Source organism: Maricaulis sp. (assembly GCF_015665295.1).
GTDB lineage: Bacteria > Pseudomonadota > Alphaproteobacteria > Caulobacterales > Maricaulaceae > Maricaulis.
In genome coordinates, this window is sequence record NZ_JADFAJ010000009.1 from 91,077 (window position 1) to 105,922 (window position 14,846).

Below are 14,846 nucleotides of genomic sequence, written 5' to 3' on the forward strand. Positions count from 1 at the left end.
ACACTCAAAGCACCAGGACATTTAGAGCCATGGCGAAGCCGACAACCATCAAGATCCGCCTGAACTCCACGGCTGGTACGGGTTACTTCTACGTGACGAAGAAGAATGCGCGCACCATGACCGAGAAGCTCGTGCTGAAAAAGTACGACCCGGTCGCTCGCAAGCACGTCGATTTCAAGGAAGCGAAAATCAAGTAAGACGGGTTTCCCGTCCGAACGGTTTTCCCGCTCGACCAACAAGTTTTGTCAGGCCGCGGCGTTGTCCGCGGCCTGAACTTGATTCCGGCCCGCATTCTTGGCCGCGTACAGCGCATCGTCCGCGCGGCGAACAAGGCTGTCGAGGGCTTCGCCGCGGCGAGCCTGGGCGACACCGATACTGACCGTCACCGGCACGCTTGAGCCGTCGTTGAGCCGGAAACCGCTCTCGGCGACCGCTGAGCGCAGGCGTTCCGCTGCGATCCGGGCCTCGGCCAGGCCGGCCCCCGGCATCACCACGACAAATTCCTCACCGCCATATCGGGCCGCCAGATCAAGCGCCCGCAAGCCCTGCAGGAGCCGGGCAGCAAAGTCGCGCAGCACGGTATCGCCAGCCTCATGCCCATGGCTGTCATTGATCCGCTTGAAGTGGTCGATATCAGCCAGCAGCAGAGAGACGGGGGCGCCGCCATTGCTGGCGCTGTCCATCGCCTGGCGCAGGCGCGACGAGATGTAGCGACGGTTGTGCAGGCCGGTCAGCGGGTCCGTCACGGCCAGCTCCATGCCCTCATCGAGGTGCGAGCGCAGCCGGTCAGCATAACGTTTGCGACGCAGCTGGGTCCGCGCGCGGGCGGCCAGTTCGCCGGCATCCACCGGTCTGTGAATGATGTCATTGACGCCCAGGTCGAGTGCGCGAACCGCGTGCTGGATGTCGTCAGGCCGGACAACCGCGAGGATCGGCAATTGCCGGGTCGCGGCATCGGAACGGACGCGGGCGCACAGGCGCAGGCCGTCATAATCAGGCGCGGTCAGGTCTACGATCAGCAGATCCGCGCTGTCCCGCGCCGCAGCAATCGCGGCGGCAGGTTCATGGATATGGCGGACATCGGCCTGGGCCGGCATGGCTGCCGCATACCGGGTCGTCGCGCGCGGATCTGTGCTAACGATGACGACCCGCGCGGATGCATCAACATCATCGTGCACATCGCCGCCCAAGCCTGACATGGCCGAGTTCGATTCGCGGTAACGCAGCTCGTCCAGCACCGCCTTGAGCCGCAGCAGACTGCGCACACGGGCGAACATGGTGACATCGTCAATCGGCTTGGTGAGGAAATCATCGGCGCCGGCCTCGAGTCCGCGAATCCGGTCTTCGCGCTGTTCCAGAGCGGTGACCATGACCACCGGAATATGACGCGTGGACGGATCGTCCTTGATCCGGGAGCAGGTTTCATAACCGTCCATCAACGGCATCATCACATCGAGAAGAATGAGATCAGGCTGTTCGGCCCTGGCGGCCGCGATCGCCTCTTCGCCATTGGTCGCGGTACACACGTCAAAGTACTCGGCCTGGAGACGCGCTTCCAGCAGCCGCACATTGGCGGCCAGATCATCTACCACGAGAATACGCGCACTCATCGACGACCACCCCTAGTCGAGAAACTGACGAACCGTCTCGATGAAGGTCGCAACCGTGATCGGCTTGGAAAGATAGGCTTCGCAACCGCCTTCGCGAATGCGTTCCTCATCACCCTTCATGGCAAAGGCCGTGACAGCCACCACCGGAATTGCGGCGAGGCTGTCATCGTCCTTGAGCCATTTGGTGACCTCAAGGCCGGACACCTCCGGCAGCTGGATATCCATGAGAATCAGGTCCGGCGTGTGTTCACGCGCCATCTCGAGCGCCTTGAAGCCGTCCTTGGTCTGCAGGGTCTCATAGCCATGAGCCTCCAGCAGATCGTTGAACAGCTTCATGTTCAGCTCGTTGTCTTCGACAATCAGGACCTTTTTGGGCATGACCTGCAGCATGTCGGTGACGCGCTTCCCGTTGTTTGCACGCGTTTTATCGTGCTTGTTGAACCCCGCCTGCACTTAACCCGACTTTCCTTAACCAACCATGAGTCACGGGCCACTTTCCGGGCGTTTCGGAACAAGATAAGAACAAAAAAGGCCGAAAAAAGTATACGCCAGTTGGCAGAGGACGACAGGATGAATCGAATCGGCATCGACCTCGGCGGGACAAAGATCGAAGCCCGGCTTTTTTCGGGCGACGGACGCGAGCTGGCCCGGCAGCGCCTCGCCACGCCGCGTGACTATGATGGCACGCTCGGCACGCTCCGCGAACTGGTCGTCCAACTTGAAGCAACCCATGGTCCGGCGCGGGTCGGCATCGCCCATCCCGGCTCGATCAGCCCGGCCAGTGGCCTGATGCGGAACGCCAATTCCGTCTGGCTCAATGGCCGACCCTTCCGGGATGACCTGTCAGCCGCGCTCGGCCGCATTGTGCGCAGCGCCAATGATGCCAATTGCTTTGCCCTCTCCGAGGCGCGCGACGGTGCCGGGCGGGAAGGCCGGGTCATCTTCGGCGTCATCCTGGGTACTGGCGTCGGCGGTGGCGTGGTGGTTCATGGCCGGCTTCTGGACGGTGCCCAGGGGATTGCCGGGGAATGGGGTCACAACCCCCTGCCCTGGCCGGGCCCCGATGAACGGGACCCGCCGCCCTGCTGGTGCGGCAAGACCGGCTGTCTGGAAACCTGGCTGTCCGGCCCCGGACTGGCGGCAGACCACGCCCGGCGCCATGGCGGAACACTGACGGCGAATGCCATCTTCGAAGCGGCGGCAGCCGGCGATGCGGCGGCAACGGGCAGTGTCGCCCGGCATGCTGATCGGCTGGCCCGCGGACTGGCGACCGTCGCCAACATTCTCGATCCCGACGTGATTGTGCTCGGTGGCGGCGTGTCGAACGCCGCCGGCCTTTGCCAGCGAGTCACTGCGGCCCTGCCCGACTGGTTGTTTTCGGATGTCTGTCGCACGCGGGTCGTGCGCCATCAACATGGCGACGCCTCCGGGGTGCGCGGCGCAGCCTGGCTCTGGCCGGCCGATGAAAGTGGCGGGCCATGAGCGATCCGGGCTATTGCCGGGCCTGTCTCACGCTGCTTCCCGGGCGCGCTGAGGCTTGCCCGGCCTGTGGCAGCCATCGCCTGCTGCGGCATGCCGAGCTGAACACGCTGTCGATCGCCCACATCGATTGCGACGCCTTCTTTGCGGCAATCGAGAAGCGCGACAATCCCGCGCTGGAAGACAGGCCGGTCATCATTGGCGGTCAGCAGCGCGGCGTTGTCTCGACCTGTTGTTATGTTGCACGGCTTTATGGCGTGCATTCGGCCATGCCGATGTTCAAGGCCCTCAAGGCCTGCCCGGACGCCGTGGTGATACGTCCCGAGCACGGCAAGTACGCGCGTGAAGGCCATCGCATCCGCGACATGATGAAAGACATCACTCCGCTGGTGGAGCCGCTCTCGATCGACGAGGCCTTTCTCGACCTCACCGGCACCTCGCGCCTGCATGGTTCACCGCCAGCCCTCACCCTGCTGCGGCTGCAACGGCGGATCGAGGAGACGGTCGGCATCACGGTTTCGGTCGGCCTGTCCTTCAACAAGTTTCTTGCCAAGACGGCCTCCGATCTCGACAAGCCCAACGGGTTCGCGGTGATCGGCGAAGCGGAGGCGCTGGACTTCCTGGCGCCGCGCCCGGTGCGGTCGATCTATGGCGTAGGCCCGGCCTTCGCCGCCAGGCTGGAGCGCGACGGAATCCGCACGCTGGCTGATATCCGGCGCCAGGGCGACAAGCGCATGGCCGATCGCTATGGCGATATGGGCTATCATCTCTCGCGCCTGTCGCGTGGCGAGGACCGGCGCAAGGTGTCACCCGAGCGTGAACGCAAGAGCGTGTCCTCGGAAACCACCTTCAACGCCGATCTTGATGATCGCGAGACTCTGGAAAAACACCTCTGGCGGCTGAGTGTGAAGGTCGCCGACCAGATGAAGGCCAAGGGCGTATCCGGCCAGGTGATAACGCTGAAGCTCAAGACATCGGATTTTCGCTCACGTACCCGACGGCGCACGCTCAACGAAGCGAGCCAGCTTGCCGACACACTGTTCCGGGTCGGCCAGCAATTGCTCGCACCGGAGATCGACGGCACCCGCTTCCGGCTGATTGGCATCGGCTTTTCCGGACTGCGCGACGCGGTTGGCGATGCCGGCGACCTGCTCGACCCGCAAGCCATCCGCCGTGCCACCGCCGAACGGGCCATGGACAGGGCACGCGAGAAATTCGGTTGCGATGCGGTGATGAAAGGCCGCGGCCTCAGCTCGAAGCTGAAGCCGAAACCTGATCAAACCAGTTGAAGACCAGCGGCCAGAAGCCGGCCGCGTCCCGCTTGAAGGCACCATGATGGTCGACCCGCTGTGCGCCGATCTCGGCCGGGTCCAGGCGAACATGTTCCGACGGTGCGTTGGGATAGAGCTTCAACAGATCCTCGGCCGAACGCCTGGCGCACAACCGGTCATCCGTGAAGGTCCAGGAGCGGATCGGCGCCGTTATCGCGTCGAAATGGTGCGGCGTCAGCTGATCGAGATAAGCGCCGAAATAATCCGGTTTCGAGGCCCATTGCCGCCATTGCAGGAAGATATCGCGCGGCAGGGCTGTCCCGCCCCAGATGCCGCCGGCCGGTATATGTCCGGTGAAGGCGAGGCAGGCCGGTCCGTAGAGGAGCCAGAAGAACAGGGCCGACGGGCGATAGCTCAGTTCGTGGGCGCCCCAATACCCCGTCCCGACCGTGATGAAGGCGTGCGCCTTGATGCGGTCCGCATTGTCGGCAAACCCGGCGAGGTGCCCGCCGACCGAGTGACCGATTGCGAAGCGCGGGCCGCCCGGCACGAGCGCGGCGACACGGTCCAACGCAGCCGAATAGTCCAGTCGCCCCCAATCCACGATGTCGGCCTTGAAGCCGCGCATCTGTTTCGGCGCCGATCCGCCGATGCCGCGATAATCATAGATCAGGCAGGCATAGCCCCGCTCGGCGCCGGCCAGGGCAAGGCGACGGTACAGGCCCTTGGGGAAACCGGTCCCCGACGAGATCAGGACCGCGCCGTGCGGATTGTCCGGCGTGATGATCCGGCCCGACAATGAATAGCCGTCGCGCGCCTCGAATCGGATCTCGTCTTCATGGATCAGGGTCATCATGCCTGCACCATGCCGGATGACGCGCGCGTCAAGTCAAGCATACAGATTGCATGGGGCCGATACGCCGCTAATCTCCCGCCGCAACGTCACAGACTGGAGCCTGACATGTCCGCCATCGACACCCGCCTCGCCGAGCTTGGAATCACCCTGCCGGAACCGGTCGCACCGGTCGCCAATTATGTGCCCTTCGTGCAGAGCGGCAGCCAGGTCTTCATTTCCGGCCAGATCTCGATCGGCGCGGACGGGCTGGTCACGGGCACGCTGGGCAGCAATATGGACGTCGCCGCCGGCCAGGCCGCAGCGCGCTTTTGCGCGATCAATCTCATCGCGCAGCTGAAGGTCGCCTGCGGCGGCGACCTCTCGCGCATGAAACGCGTTGTGAAACTGGGCGGCTTTGTCGCTGCCGTGCCGGGCTTTACCGATATCCCGCTGGTGATCAATGGCTGTTCCGACCTGATGGTCGAGGTGTTCGGCGATGCCGGCCGCCATGCCCGCTCGGCCGTGTCCTGCCCGGTCCTGCCGCTGGGCGCAGCGGTTGAGGTCGATGGCGTGTTCGAAATCGCCTGACGCGCCTGCCATCAGCCTGCGGGAGCGGCCGCGACGTCAGCCGTGGACAGGGACAGGCGGGCCAGAAAACTGGCAAGCGGCGACATCGGCAGTGCAGAATCAAGCCGGCGCGACGATGCAAGGCCTCGAACCGGTCGACCGTCTTCACCCCACGCGAAATTTACAGACCCCGGCCTCGCCCTGTCTGCCGGGCTGGGCTAGACAGGGTCCAAACACCGGAGGGTCACCCCAATGCATCGCTTGTTCGCCATTCTAGCGGCCTCGGTCGCGCTTCTCGGCTGCCAACAGCCCGCCGCCTCCGCGCAGCTGAGCGAAACCGACCGCGACGATGTGCGAGAGATCGTCCGGGATTACATCCTGGAGCATCCGGAGATCATCGAGGAAGCCCTGATCGAACTGCAGCGGCGGGCCCGCGCACGGGAAATGCAGTCGGTCTATGAGGCCGTCGCCGCGAACAGCGATGCGATCTTCAACGACGACCGCGATCCACGCCTCGGCAGCGACAGCGCCGAAGTCGTGATCGTGGAATTCATGGACTATAAATGTTCCTATTGTCGCGTCGCCGCCGCCTGGGTGGAAGGGGTCCGCGAGGAATATGGCGACCGCGTCCAGATCGTGTTCAAGGAATATCCGATCCTCGGCGATGACTCGGTCGAGGCGGCGGTCGCCGCTCTCGCGGCGCTGCGCCAGGGTGAAGAGGTCTATGCCGCCTTCCACCTTGCGATGGTGCGCTCGTCCGGCCCGCTTCCATCCGACCGGATCGACCAGCTGGCGACCGTGTCCGGCGTCGATGTGGCCCGCATGCGGACCGACATGGAAGACCCGGCCATCATGGCCCACATCAACCAGGTCCGGTCTCTCGGCCGCGCCCTCAATGTCACGGGCACGCCCTTCTTCATCGTCGATGGCACCGTGATCCCGGGAGCCAATGAGATGGCGCTGGACGAGGCCCTGGCGGCTGCCCTGCGGGGCTAGATCAGGCCTGACAGCGGGCTCGACGGATCGGCGTATCGCTTTTTCGGCATACGACCGGCGAGATAGCTCTCACGACCGGCAATGACCGCATGGCGCATCGCACGCGCCATGCGGACAGGGTCCTTCGCCTCGGCGATGGCGGTGTTCATCAGGACACCGTCACAGCCCAGCTCCATTGCCACGGTGGCGTCGGAGGCGGTGCCGACGCCGGCATCGACGATGACCGGCACCTTGGTCTGTTCGATGATGAGGCGGATATTGACGGGGTTCTGAATGCCCAGCCCGGAACCGATCGGGGCGCCCAGCGGCATGATGGCGCAACAGCCGATCTCTTCCAGCTTCTTCGCGTAAACCGGGTCATCCGAGCAATAGACCATGACGTCGAACCCGTCCTTGATCAGCAATTCGGCGGCGCGCAGCGTCTCGGCCATGTCGGGATAGAGATGCTTGGGGTCGGACAGGACTTCCAGCTTGACCAGGTTCCAGCCACCGGCCTCACGGGCCAGGCGCAGCGTGCGTACGGCATCCTCGCCGGTGAAACAGCCGGCCGTGTTGGGCAGGAAGGTGTAGTCGTCCGGCGAAATGAAATCGACCAGGCGCGGCTCGTCCGGATTGGACAGGTTCACGCGCCGGATCGCGACGGTGATCATCTCGGCGCCGGAGGCTTCAAGTGCCTGTGCATTCTGGGCATAGGTCTTGTACTTGCCGGTGCCGATGATCAGGCGCGAGTTGAAGGGACGACCGGCCACGACCAGCGGCTTGTCCTCGTACGGGGCATTCACTGTCTGGGCGTCATCCATCTCATCCACCTCCAACAAACGCGACAATCTCGATCCGGTCGCCATCGGCGAGCACGGTCTGGTCATATTGCGAGCGCGGCACAATGGCCAGATTGCGTTCGACAGCGATCTTGCGACCATCGAGGCCCAACAGCCCGACGAGATCGCTCACACTGGTATCGGGGTCGACCTTGCGGCCGTCACCATTGACTGTCAGCTGCAGCATGGTCTTCGCTGGCCTTTCCGTGAGTCCCTCGTTAGACCCGTGGTAAATCCCGTTACGGATGCAAAGCAAGGCCATGATCCAACCGATTCACATTCTCAATGGTCCCAACCTCAACCTCCTGGGCACGCGCGAGCCGGAAATCTACGGCGCGCTGAGCCTGGCGGAGATTGAACAGGCCTGCGCTGGACATGCCCGTGACTTGGGGTATGGCATCGTCTTTCGCCAGTCCAATCATGAGGGCGAGCTCATTGACTGGCTACATGACGCAAACGTCAATGCGAGTGCAGTTGTTTTCAATCCGGCTGCATTCACACATACATCGGTCGCTTTGCATGACGCGGTTCGCGCTATAGAACCTCCCGTCATCGAAGTTCACTTGAGTCAGACTGCAGCACGCGAAGCATTCCGGCACCATTCCTATATCGCCCTTGCGGCCCGCGGATCGATCACCGGTCTGGGACTGCAAAGCTACCTGCTGGGCATCAACGCTGCCGTCTCCAGTATCGGCAACTGACGGAACCAAAGGCCTTTCATCATGAGTTCTGATTCCCGACCCCGCTCCCCGATCAGCGCGAAACTTGTCCGCGAACTGGCGGACATTCTTCGTGAGACCGACCTTTCGGAAATCGAGGTCGAGCGTGGCGACCTGCGCCTCAAGATCGCCCGTCAGATTACTGCAGCCCCGGTGGTCCACACCGTCGCGGCTTCGGCCCCGGCTGTTGCGGCAGCGCCAGCCGCCGTGCCCGCTTCGGCAGCACCCGCCGCAGCCTCCGGCCCGGCGGACGATGCGAATGCCGTGAAGTCTCCGATGGTCGGCACCGCCTACCTCAAGCCGAATCCGGATGCGGTGAATTTCGTGAAGATCGGTGACCAGGTGAAGACCGGCGATACCGTCCTGCTCATCGAGGCCATGAAGACCTTCAATCCGATCACGGCCGAGAAGTCCGGTACGATCACCGATATTCTCGTCGAAGACGGCCAGCCGGTCGAATACGGCGAACCGCTCTTCGTCCTGTCCTGACGCGACCAGCAAGGCGAGCGACGACATGTTCGACAAGATACTGATCGCCAATCGCGGCGAAATTGCCCTTCGCGTCCACCGCGCCTGCCGCGAGATGGGAATCCGCACGGTTGCCGTGCATTCCGAAGCCGACGCCAATGCCATGCATGTGCGCCTCGCGGACGAGAGCGTGTGCATCGGCCCGCCGCCGGCCAACAAGTCCTATCTCAATATTCCCGCGATCATCACCGCTGCCGAAGTGACCGGCGCCCAGGCGATCCATCCGGGCTATGGCTTCCTGTCGGAAAATGCGCGCTTCGCCGAGATTGTCGAGGCCCATGGCCTTGCATTCATCGGCCCGACCGCCGCGCATATCCGCATGATGGGCGACAAGATCACTGCCAAGCAGGCCGTCATGGATGCCGGAATCCCGGTGGTTCCGGGCTCGGAAGGCGGTGTGAAGGATTACGAGGCCGCCAAGCCGATTGCCGAAGAGATCGGCTATCCGGTGCTGATCAAGGCCGCATCCGGCGGCGGCGGCCGCGGCATGAAGGTCGCCGAGACAGCCGACAGGCTGAAGGAAGCGATGGAAACCGCGTCCGCCGAGGCGCTCGCTGCCTTCGGTGACGGCACGGTGTATATCGAGAAATACCTCGGCCGCCCGCGCCATATCGAGATCCAGATCCTCGCCGACACGCACGGCAATGTGGTCCATCTGGGCGAGCGCGACTGCTCGCTGCAGCGCCGCCACCAGAAAATCCTCGAAGAGGCACCCTCGCCGGCCCTCAATGACGATGATCGCAAGAAAATCGGTGACGTCGTCCGCCGCGCCATCGAGGCGATCGGCTATCGCGGCGTCGGCACAATCGAATTCCTTTGGGAAAACGGCGAGTTCTACTTTATCGAGATGAATACCCGTCTGCAGGTCGAGCATCCCGTCACCGAGATGATCACCGGCATCGACCTGGTGCGCGAACAAATCCGTGTTGCCGACGGTCAGCCGCTCGACATCAAGCAGAGCGATGTGACGTTTGAAGGCTGGGCCATCGAGTGCCGGATCAATGCCGAAAATGCGCGCACCTTCGCGCCCTCGCCGGGCACGGTCACCGACTTCCACGCACCGGGAGGTCTGGGCGTCCGCCTCGATTCCGCCCTTTACGCCGGCTATGCCATTCCGCCCTATTATGACAGCCTGATCGGCAAGCTGATCGTGCATGGACGCACGCGTCACGAGGCGCTTCTGCGCCTACGCCGGTCGCTCGAGGAAATGGTTGTCGGCGGTGTGGAGACCACGATCCCGATCTTTCTTGAACTGCTTGAGGAACCGGATTTCGTGAGTGGCAATTACCACATCCGCTGGCTTGAGGACTGGTTGGCAAGCCGGGCGACTTGATCGGCCCGGACAGCCGGGTTGAGGAGTGATCATGCGCGGCTTCGGTGCCGAGGAATTGCTCAACTGCTACGCCCGCGGTGTCTTCCCGATGGCCGAGGGCCGGGACGACCCGCGCATCTACCTCCTCGACCCGGACGAGCGCGGAATCATCCCGCTGGATGGGTTTCACGTTTCACGCAGCCTGAAGAAGACCGTTCGCCAGAACGCGTTCCAGATCACCGTGGATCATGCCTTTGCAGCGGTCGTCGCCGGCTGTGCCACGCCGGCGGCGGGCCGCGAGGAAACCTGGATCAATGACGGGATCATCCGGCTCTATTCCGACCTGCATGCCGCCGGCTATGCCCATTCGGTGGAATGCTGGTCCGGCGGCGATCTGGTCGGCGGCCTGTACGGCGTCTCGCTGGGCGCGGCCTTTTTCGGCGAGAGCATGTTCTCGCGCCGTCGCGACGCCTCAAAGGTCGCCCTGGTGCATCTGATCGCGCGCTTGCGGGCCGGAGGCTACAGCCTGCTCGACACGCAATTCACCACCGAGCATCTGGAGAGTTTTGGTGCGCAGACAATCTCGCGCAGTGACTATCGCGAAAGACTTGGCGATGCGCTGATTTTCGAGGCGGACTTCAAGGCCCTGCCCGACGAGATTTCCGGCGCTCAGGCCCTGCAGTCGATCACCCAGACGTCATAAACGGGATGTTCGAGCGGGTTCTGGGCCGGCCGCGAGGCAAACATCCAGCCGGAAAAAATCTGCTCGCCATCAACATCGACACCGAACCCGTCCGTGCGCCGGTCATTGATCTGCAGGAAGGCATAGGTTTCAGGCGTCTCTTCCGGCGGGCGCTTGCGGCAATACTGCGCCGTGATCGACAAGGCGCCGAACTCGACCGTGTCACCGATCGCGATCTCGAAATCGCGAGTGCGGGCGGTCACCTTGTCGAGGCCACGAAGCACGACAGTGGTGCCGGGCTGCGAAGACAAGGGCCCGCGCTCGGGCATGGCGTCCGGATCATCGCGGCGCAACAGGTTGGAGGCATCCTGGGCGGATGGCGCAACCGGCTGGTCGCCATCCGGGCGCTCATCCTGGGCCAACAGGGGTGCGGCAAGCGCGAGCGAGACAATCGAGGCGAATACACAGGTTTTCATGACGCATACCCTGTCGCGGGATTGTGACGCGGTAAAGGCGGATTATGCCTCGTCCGGGGACCAGGCTTCGTAATCACCGGTGGTCGCCTGGCGGCGGTCACGCGTCGCGAGCGAACCGGTCGGACGATAGGCGTGCACCGTGCCGGTGAGATTGGGATGGTGATCCTTCTCCCAGGGCTGTCGCATCAGCGGGGTCTCGCTCGGGAGCTCGTCGAACGTGTGGTGCAGCCAGCCATGCCAGTCGGACGGCACGCGCGAGGCGTCGGCATAACCCTTGTAAATCACCCAGCGACGCTTCTGACCCTGGCCATCGGGACCGGTGACACCCGATTCCTCGAAATAGCGATTGCCGTACTCGTCCGAGCCAACCTGTTTGGCGCCGCGCATGCGCAGCGTCAGGAAGGTTCCCGGGGTGGCATCTTTCCACCACACGAAGATTTTTGAAATCAGTCCGAACATTGTCAGCGGCTCCGAGTCGGTCGAGGCAGGCTTGGCCTATATGCCCCTGTCGGGCAGCCGGGTCCAGTGTTGAACGCGGCGGGTTTCAGGACAGCGGGACGACGCGGTAGACTCTGCATGAGCCCGAACGATTCGGGCCGGGAGGGAATTCAGCATGCAGGTCTTCGGTCGCCTAGCCGATTTCATCGCCGAGACAGCGCCCGCCGGCGGACCCGAGACACGCCAGCTGGCCTCTCCAGACCGCGACGCGGACGATCTGCCCAGCGCCGCGCGCGAGCTCGTCACACCGGCCGGCTGGAGCCTGTCGGCAGCCCAGGCCCTCGCAGACCTCCTGGACACGCCGCGCCCGGTCAACACGGCGCCGTGCAAGGATGCCAAGACCTTCGGGACACTCTGCCCGGCATCGGCCACCGATGAGGAACGGGCCCTCGAGCCGGACTTCGCGGCCGTCGCCCGCCGCCTGTCCGGCGCGATGGCCTGGTCGGCCGCGCGACAGGGTGGATTTGAGTGCGATAGCGATGCCGAGCGGCTTGCCGGCGAGCTCGCCGCCAGCCTGACCGGCCGTCTCGTCATAGCCGACGCCAACCTGATCCGCGAAGGCGGGGTCGACTGGGCCTATGGTGACCCGGTCGCCACCGCTGCCGCCGCAACGCCGCCGCTGACCATCCGCGTCAATTCGCGCCAGGCGCCGGGCCAGTTGCGGCGTGTCGCCGAATCCGCCTTGCGCGCCTCGGTGCTGGATGTCGGTGCCCGGGTGACGCGCGACCGGCTTGAGGCGATCGGCGAAGCTGTGCGTCGCTGTTCCGGCGATATCGAGGATTGCTTTGATCCGCGCCGGAATGCCGCCCTCGCCCGGGCCATGCGGCGGGCTCTCAAGGACGGCGTCCCCGAGGAGGCGGTCGAGCGGGCCCTGGCCCTCGCCCGGCAGGGCACCGATGACGACGCCCTGTCGGTCCTCATCCCGGACAGTGTCGAGACCCGACCGGCCGTGGTGCATATCCCGGCCGCCTTCACTGCCGCGGTCAGTCAGGATGAGACCTGGACCTTCGAACAGGATGGTGGCGAGGTCCGGGCCCGCGACCTGCGCACCGGGATTGCCCGGACCGTTTGGAGTTTTGGCACGCCCTCCCTTGCCTTCCACGCCAGCCCCGACGAGACCGGACCGGCCCTGTGGATCAACCTGCCCGCCTTCCTCGACCGCAATGACGGTTTCCAGGCCGAGCTGTTCTGCGATGCACTGCGCTATTGGGCGATCGCGCTGACGCTCAGCGCACCCAAGGGCGCCAGCTCTGCCGGATCGCTGGTGTTGACCGGCGTTGGAGCGCTTTTGATGTCAAGCGGCCTCGCATATGGCAGCGAGTCCGCCCGCGCGACGAGCGCCGCCATTGCCCATCTGGCGACCCGCACATTGCGCGATGTTGCCATGGAAACAGGCGCGGCGGCGCCCGGCCTTGGTGAAATGCCTGAGCTGGAAGACCTGCCGGCGACCTTTGCGCTGGTGGCCGAGCAGCTTCGCGCAGCGCCCGCCCCCTTCCTGCCCAAGGCCGCGCTGGCCCGTCCCGGCCCAACCCTGTCCTGCCGCGAGCCCGAAGCGCACATCGCCGCGCTGCTGGATGCGGACAGCGTCGGTGCGATGCCCGTGGTATCGGCGATCACCAGTGATGCCGACATGACCGGTGGCCAGCGGCTCCGCGATTGTGCCCGCGCCGGACTTCTGGCGCTCGGCTGCAGCGTCACCGACGTCGAACGCGCCGAGGATCATGCGGCCGGCCATGGCAGCCTGCGCGGTGCCCCCGGCATTTCGCTGGAAGACCTGATGGCGCGTGGTGTGCCCGTCGACGCGCTCGAACGCCTCGAGGATTCGATTGCCGAAGGCGCCTCGGTACGGCACGCCCTCAATCGCTGGACTCTGGGCGACCGGACCTGCCGCGACGCGCTCGGCCTTGGCAGTGATGTGATCGAGCGCAATGGCAATTCCCTGTGTCATGCCATCGGCTATGACGAGGATGATATCCGCGCCGCCGACGCCCACGCACACGGCACGGGCGATCTCGCGGGCGCGCCGGATCTGCCGGCCAAGGCACGGCGCCTCTTTGGCACGCCCTCGCACCAGGACTGCATGCTCATGGCGGCCGCCATCGAGGCCCAGACCGGTGGCTGCTGCCAGACCGGGATCGCGCTGGATGGCGATGCTGCAATTGATGATGTCGCCGCACTGATCGATCTGGGCGGCGAACTCGGCCTGCGCGCCCTGTCGATCCGGCGCACGGCATCGGGCCTGTTCGACCTCCTGCCCGCCATCGATTTCGACAAGGGTGACTACGCCGCCGAAGCGCCACCAACCGAGCGCATTATCGAACGGACCGTGGAGCGCGTCGTCGAGAAACCCGCTGCCCGCCGCAAGCTTCCGGACCGCCGCAAGGGCTATATCCAGAAAGCCACCGTTGGCGGTCACAAGGTGTATCTCCACACCGGCGAATTCGATGATGGCGAGCTCGGCGAGATATTCATCGACATGCACAAGGAAGGCGCGGCTTTCCGTTCCTTGATGAACAACTTCGCAATAGCGATCTCGATTGGCCTGCAATACGGCGTGCCGCTGGAGGAATTTGTCGACGCCTTCGTCTACACACGTTTCGAACCGGCAGGTGCGGTGCAGGGCAATGATTCCATCCAGCACGCGACCTCGATCCTCGATTATCTCTTCCGCGAGTTGGGTGTTTCCTATCTGGGCCGCGATGACCTCGCCGAATTGCCCGCCGACAAGGCAGATCCAGGTGGTCTCGGACGGGGCGTACAGGAAGAAAAGCTGGCTCAGGAAGATGCGGCGAAGTTTATCTCGCGCGGCTTCTCGCGCGGCCAGGTTCCCGACAATATCCTGATGTTCGCCAATGCGCCCAAGCGTGCGGCCAGCGGTGACGGCCCGGACAGTCAGTCCGGTCATTACGAGATCGAGGACCAGCGCTCCTCAAGCAGCCGGTCGACCTCGCGCGACATCTCCGTCTACAGCGGCGCGCCCTGCCCCGAGTGCGGCCATTTCACGGTCGTCATGGATGATGACGGCGGCCAGAAATGCGATGCCTGCAACTGGTCC

The 14,846-nt window shown here is 64.3% G+C and carries 16 protein-coding genes and 1 pseudogene; 10 read left to right on the plus strand and 7 right to left on the minus strand.

Annotated elements, in window-relative coordinates:
- Positions 1 to 29: 29 nt before the first annotated feature.
- Positions 30 to 197 (plus strand): 50S ribosomal protein L33, encoded by a 168-nt coding sequence (gene rpmG, locus QZZ02_RS04570; protein ID WP_011643217.1) that lies wholly within the window; start codon positions 30 to 32, stop codon positions 195 to 197.
- Positions 198 to 245: 48 nt separating this feature from the next.
- Here rpmG and QZZ02_RS04575 read toward each other — a convergent pair whose 3' ends face one another.
- On the minus strand, positions 246 to 1,610 hold the full coding sequence (locus tag QZZ02_RS04575) for a PleD family two-component system response regulator (RefSeq protein WP_291842681.1): 1,365 nt from the start codon (positions 1,608 to 1,610) through the stop codon (positions 246 to 248).
- A gap of 12 nt (positions 1,611 to 1,622) precedes the next feature.
- A complete protein-coding gene (locus QZZ02_RS04580; RefSeq protein ID WP_121210403.1) occupies positions 1,623 to 2,000 on the minus strand; it encodes a response regulator in 378 nt (125 codons plus the stop codon).
- 180 nt (positions 2,001 to 2,180) lie between these two features.
- On the opposite strand from QZZ02_RS04580, the gene QZZ02_RS04585 reads away from it, so the two are divergent.
- Both QZZ02_RS04585 and QZZ02_RS04590 read left to right on the plus strand, forming a co-directional pair.
- A complete protein-coding gene (locus tag QZZ02_RS04585) occupies positions 2,181 to 3,092 on the plus strand; it encodes an ROK family protein (protein WP_291842682.1) in 912 nt (303 codons plus the stop codon).
- Positions 3,089 to 4,378: a DNA polymerase IV gene (locus tag QZZ02_RS04590; RefSeq protein WP_291842683.1), complete on the plus strand. Its 1,290-nt coding sequence runs from the start codon at positions 3,089 to 3,091 to the stop codon at positions 4,376 to 4,378. Before QZZ02_RS04585 ends, QZZ02_RS04590 begins: the two co-directional genes overlap by 4 nt.
- Here the strand turns inward: QZZ02_RS04590 and QZZ02_RS04595 are convergent.
- The gene (locus tag QZZ02_RS04595; protein WP_291842685.1) at positions 4,338 to 5,216 is read right to left on the minus strand and encodes an alpha/beta fold hydrolase; all 879 of its coding nucleotides are present in this window, start codon (positions 5,214 to 5,216) and stop codon (positions 4,338 to 4,340) included. The genes QZZ02_RS04590 and QZZ02_RS04595 overlap by 41 nt on opposite strands.
- Positions 5,217 to 5,321: 105 nt before the next feature.
- On the opposite strand from QZZ02_RS04595, the gene QZZ02_RS04600 reads away from it, so the two are divergent.
- Complete coding sequence (locus QZZ02_RS04600; protein WP_291842686.1) at positions 5,322 to 5,783, plus strand: RidA family protein; 462 nt, start codon at positions 5,322 to 5,324, stop codon at positions 5,781 to 5,783.
- Between the two features lie 231 nt (positions 5,784 to 6,014).
- Complete coding sequence (locus tag QZZ02_RS04605) at positions 6,015 to 6,758, plus strand: thioredoxin domain-containing protein (protein ID WP_291842687.1); 744 nt, start codon at positions 6,015 to 6,017, stop codon at positions 6,756 to 6,758.
- Here the strand turns inward: QZZ02_RS04605 and QZZ02_RS04610 are convergent.
- Together QZZ02_RS04610 and thiS are read right to left on the minus strand one after the other, a co-directional pair.
- Positions 6,755 to 7,558: a thiazole synthase gene (locus tag QZZ02_RS04610; RefSeq protein ID WP_291842688.1), complete on the minus strand. Its 804-nt coding sequence runs from the start codon at positions 7,556 to 7,558 to the stop codon at positions 6,755 to 6,757. The genes QZZ02_RS04605 and QZZ02_RS04610 overlap by 4 nt on opposite strands.
- A 1-nt stretch (position 7,559) precedes the next feature.
- A complete protein-coding gene (thiS, locus tag QZZ02_RS04615; RefSeq protein ID WP_366511498.1) occupies positions 7,560 to 7,760 on the minus strand; it encodes a sulfur carrier protein ThiS in 201 nt (66 codons plus the stop codon).
- Positions 7,761 to 7,836: 76 nt separating this feature from the next.
- Between thiS and aroQ the strand changes: the two genes are divergently transcribed.
- The 4 genes from aroQ to aat are packed head-to-tail and all read left to right on the plus strand — an operon-like array spanning position 7,837 to position 10,838.
- On the plus strand, positions 7,837 to 8,277 hold the full coding sequence (gene aroQ, locus QZZ02_RS04620) for a type II 3-dehydroquinate dehydratase (RefSeq protein ID WP_291842690.1): 441 nt from the start codon (positions 7,837 to 7,839) through the stop codon (positions 8,275 to 8,277).
- A 21-nt stretch (positions 8,278 to 8,298) separates the two neighbouring features.
- Positions 8,299 to 8,784 (plus strand): acetyl-CoA carboxylase biotin carboxyl carrier protein, encoded by a 486-nt coding sequence (gene accB, locus QZZ02_RS04625; RefSeq protein ID WP_291842691.1) that lies wholly within the window; start codon positions 8,299 to 8,301, stop codon positions 8,782 to 8,784.
- A 25-nt stretch (positions 8,785 to 8,809) separates the two neighbouring features.
- On the plus strand, positions 8,810 to 10,156 hold the full coding sequence (accC, locus tag QZZ02_RS04630) for an acetyl-CoA carboxylase biotin carboxylase subunit (RefSeq protein ID WP_291842692.1): 1,347 nt from the start codon (positions 8,810 to 8,812) through the stop codon (positions 10,154 to 10,156).
- 31 nt (positions 10,157 to 10,187) lie between these two features.
- Positions 10,188 to 10,838, plus strand: a complete 651-nt coding sequence (aat, locus tag QZZ02_RS04635; RefSeq protein WP_291842693.1) for a leucyl/phenylalanyl-tRNA--protein transferase — start codon at positions 10,188 to 10,190, stop codon at positions 10,836 to 10,838.
- On the opposite strand, the gene QZZ02_RS04640 is transcribed toward aat, so the two are convergent.
- The gene (locus QZZ02_RS04640) at positions 10,805 to 11,293 is read right to left on the minus strand and encodes a DUF2155 domain-containing protein (protein ID WP_291842694.1); all 489 of its coding nucleotides are present in this window, start codon (positions 11,291 to 11,293) and stop codon (positions 10,805 to 10,807) included. The two genes, aat and QZZ02_RS04640, sit on opposite strands and share 34 nt — an antisense overlap.
- A 42-nt stretch (positions 11,294 to 11,335) precedes the next feature.
- Positions 11,336 to 11,752 carry an NADH:ubiquinone oxidoreductase subunit NDUFA12 gene (locus tag QZZ02_RS04645; protein ID WP_291842695.1) on the minus strand — a complete coding sequence of 139 codons (417 nt, stop codon included), beginning with the start codon at positions 11,750 to 11,752 and terminating at the stop codon, positions 11,336 to 11,338.
- 154 nt (positions 11,753 to 11,906) lie between these two features.
- Between QZZ02_RS04645 and QZZ02_RS04650 the strand changes: the two are divergent.
- Positions 11,907 to 14,846 (plus strand): annotated as a pseudogene (locus QZZ02_RS04650) (hypothetical protein); the annotation flags it as partial.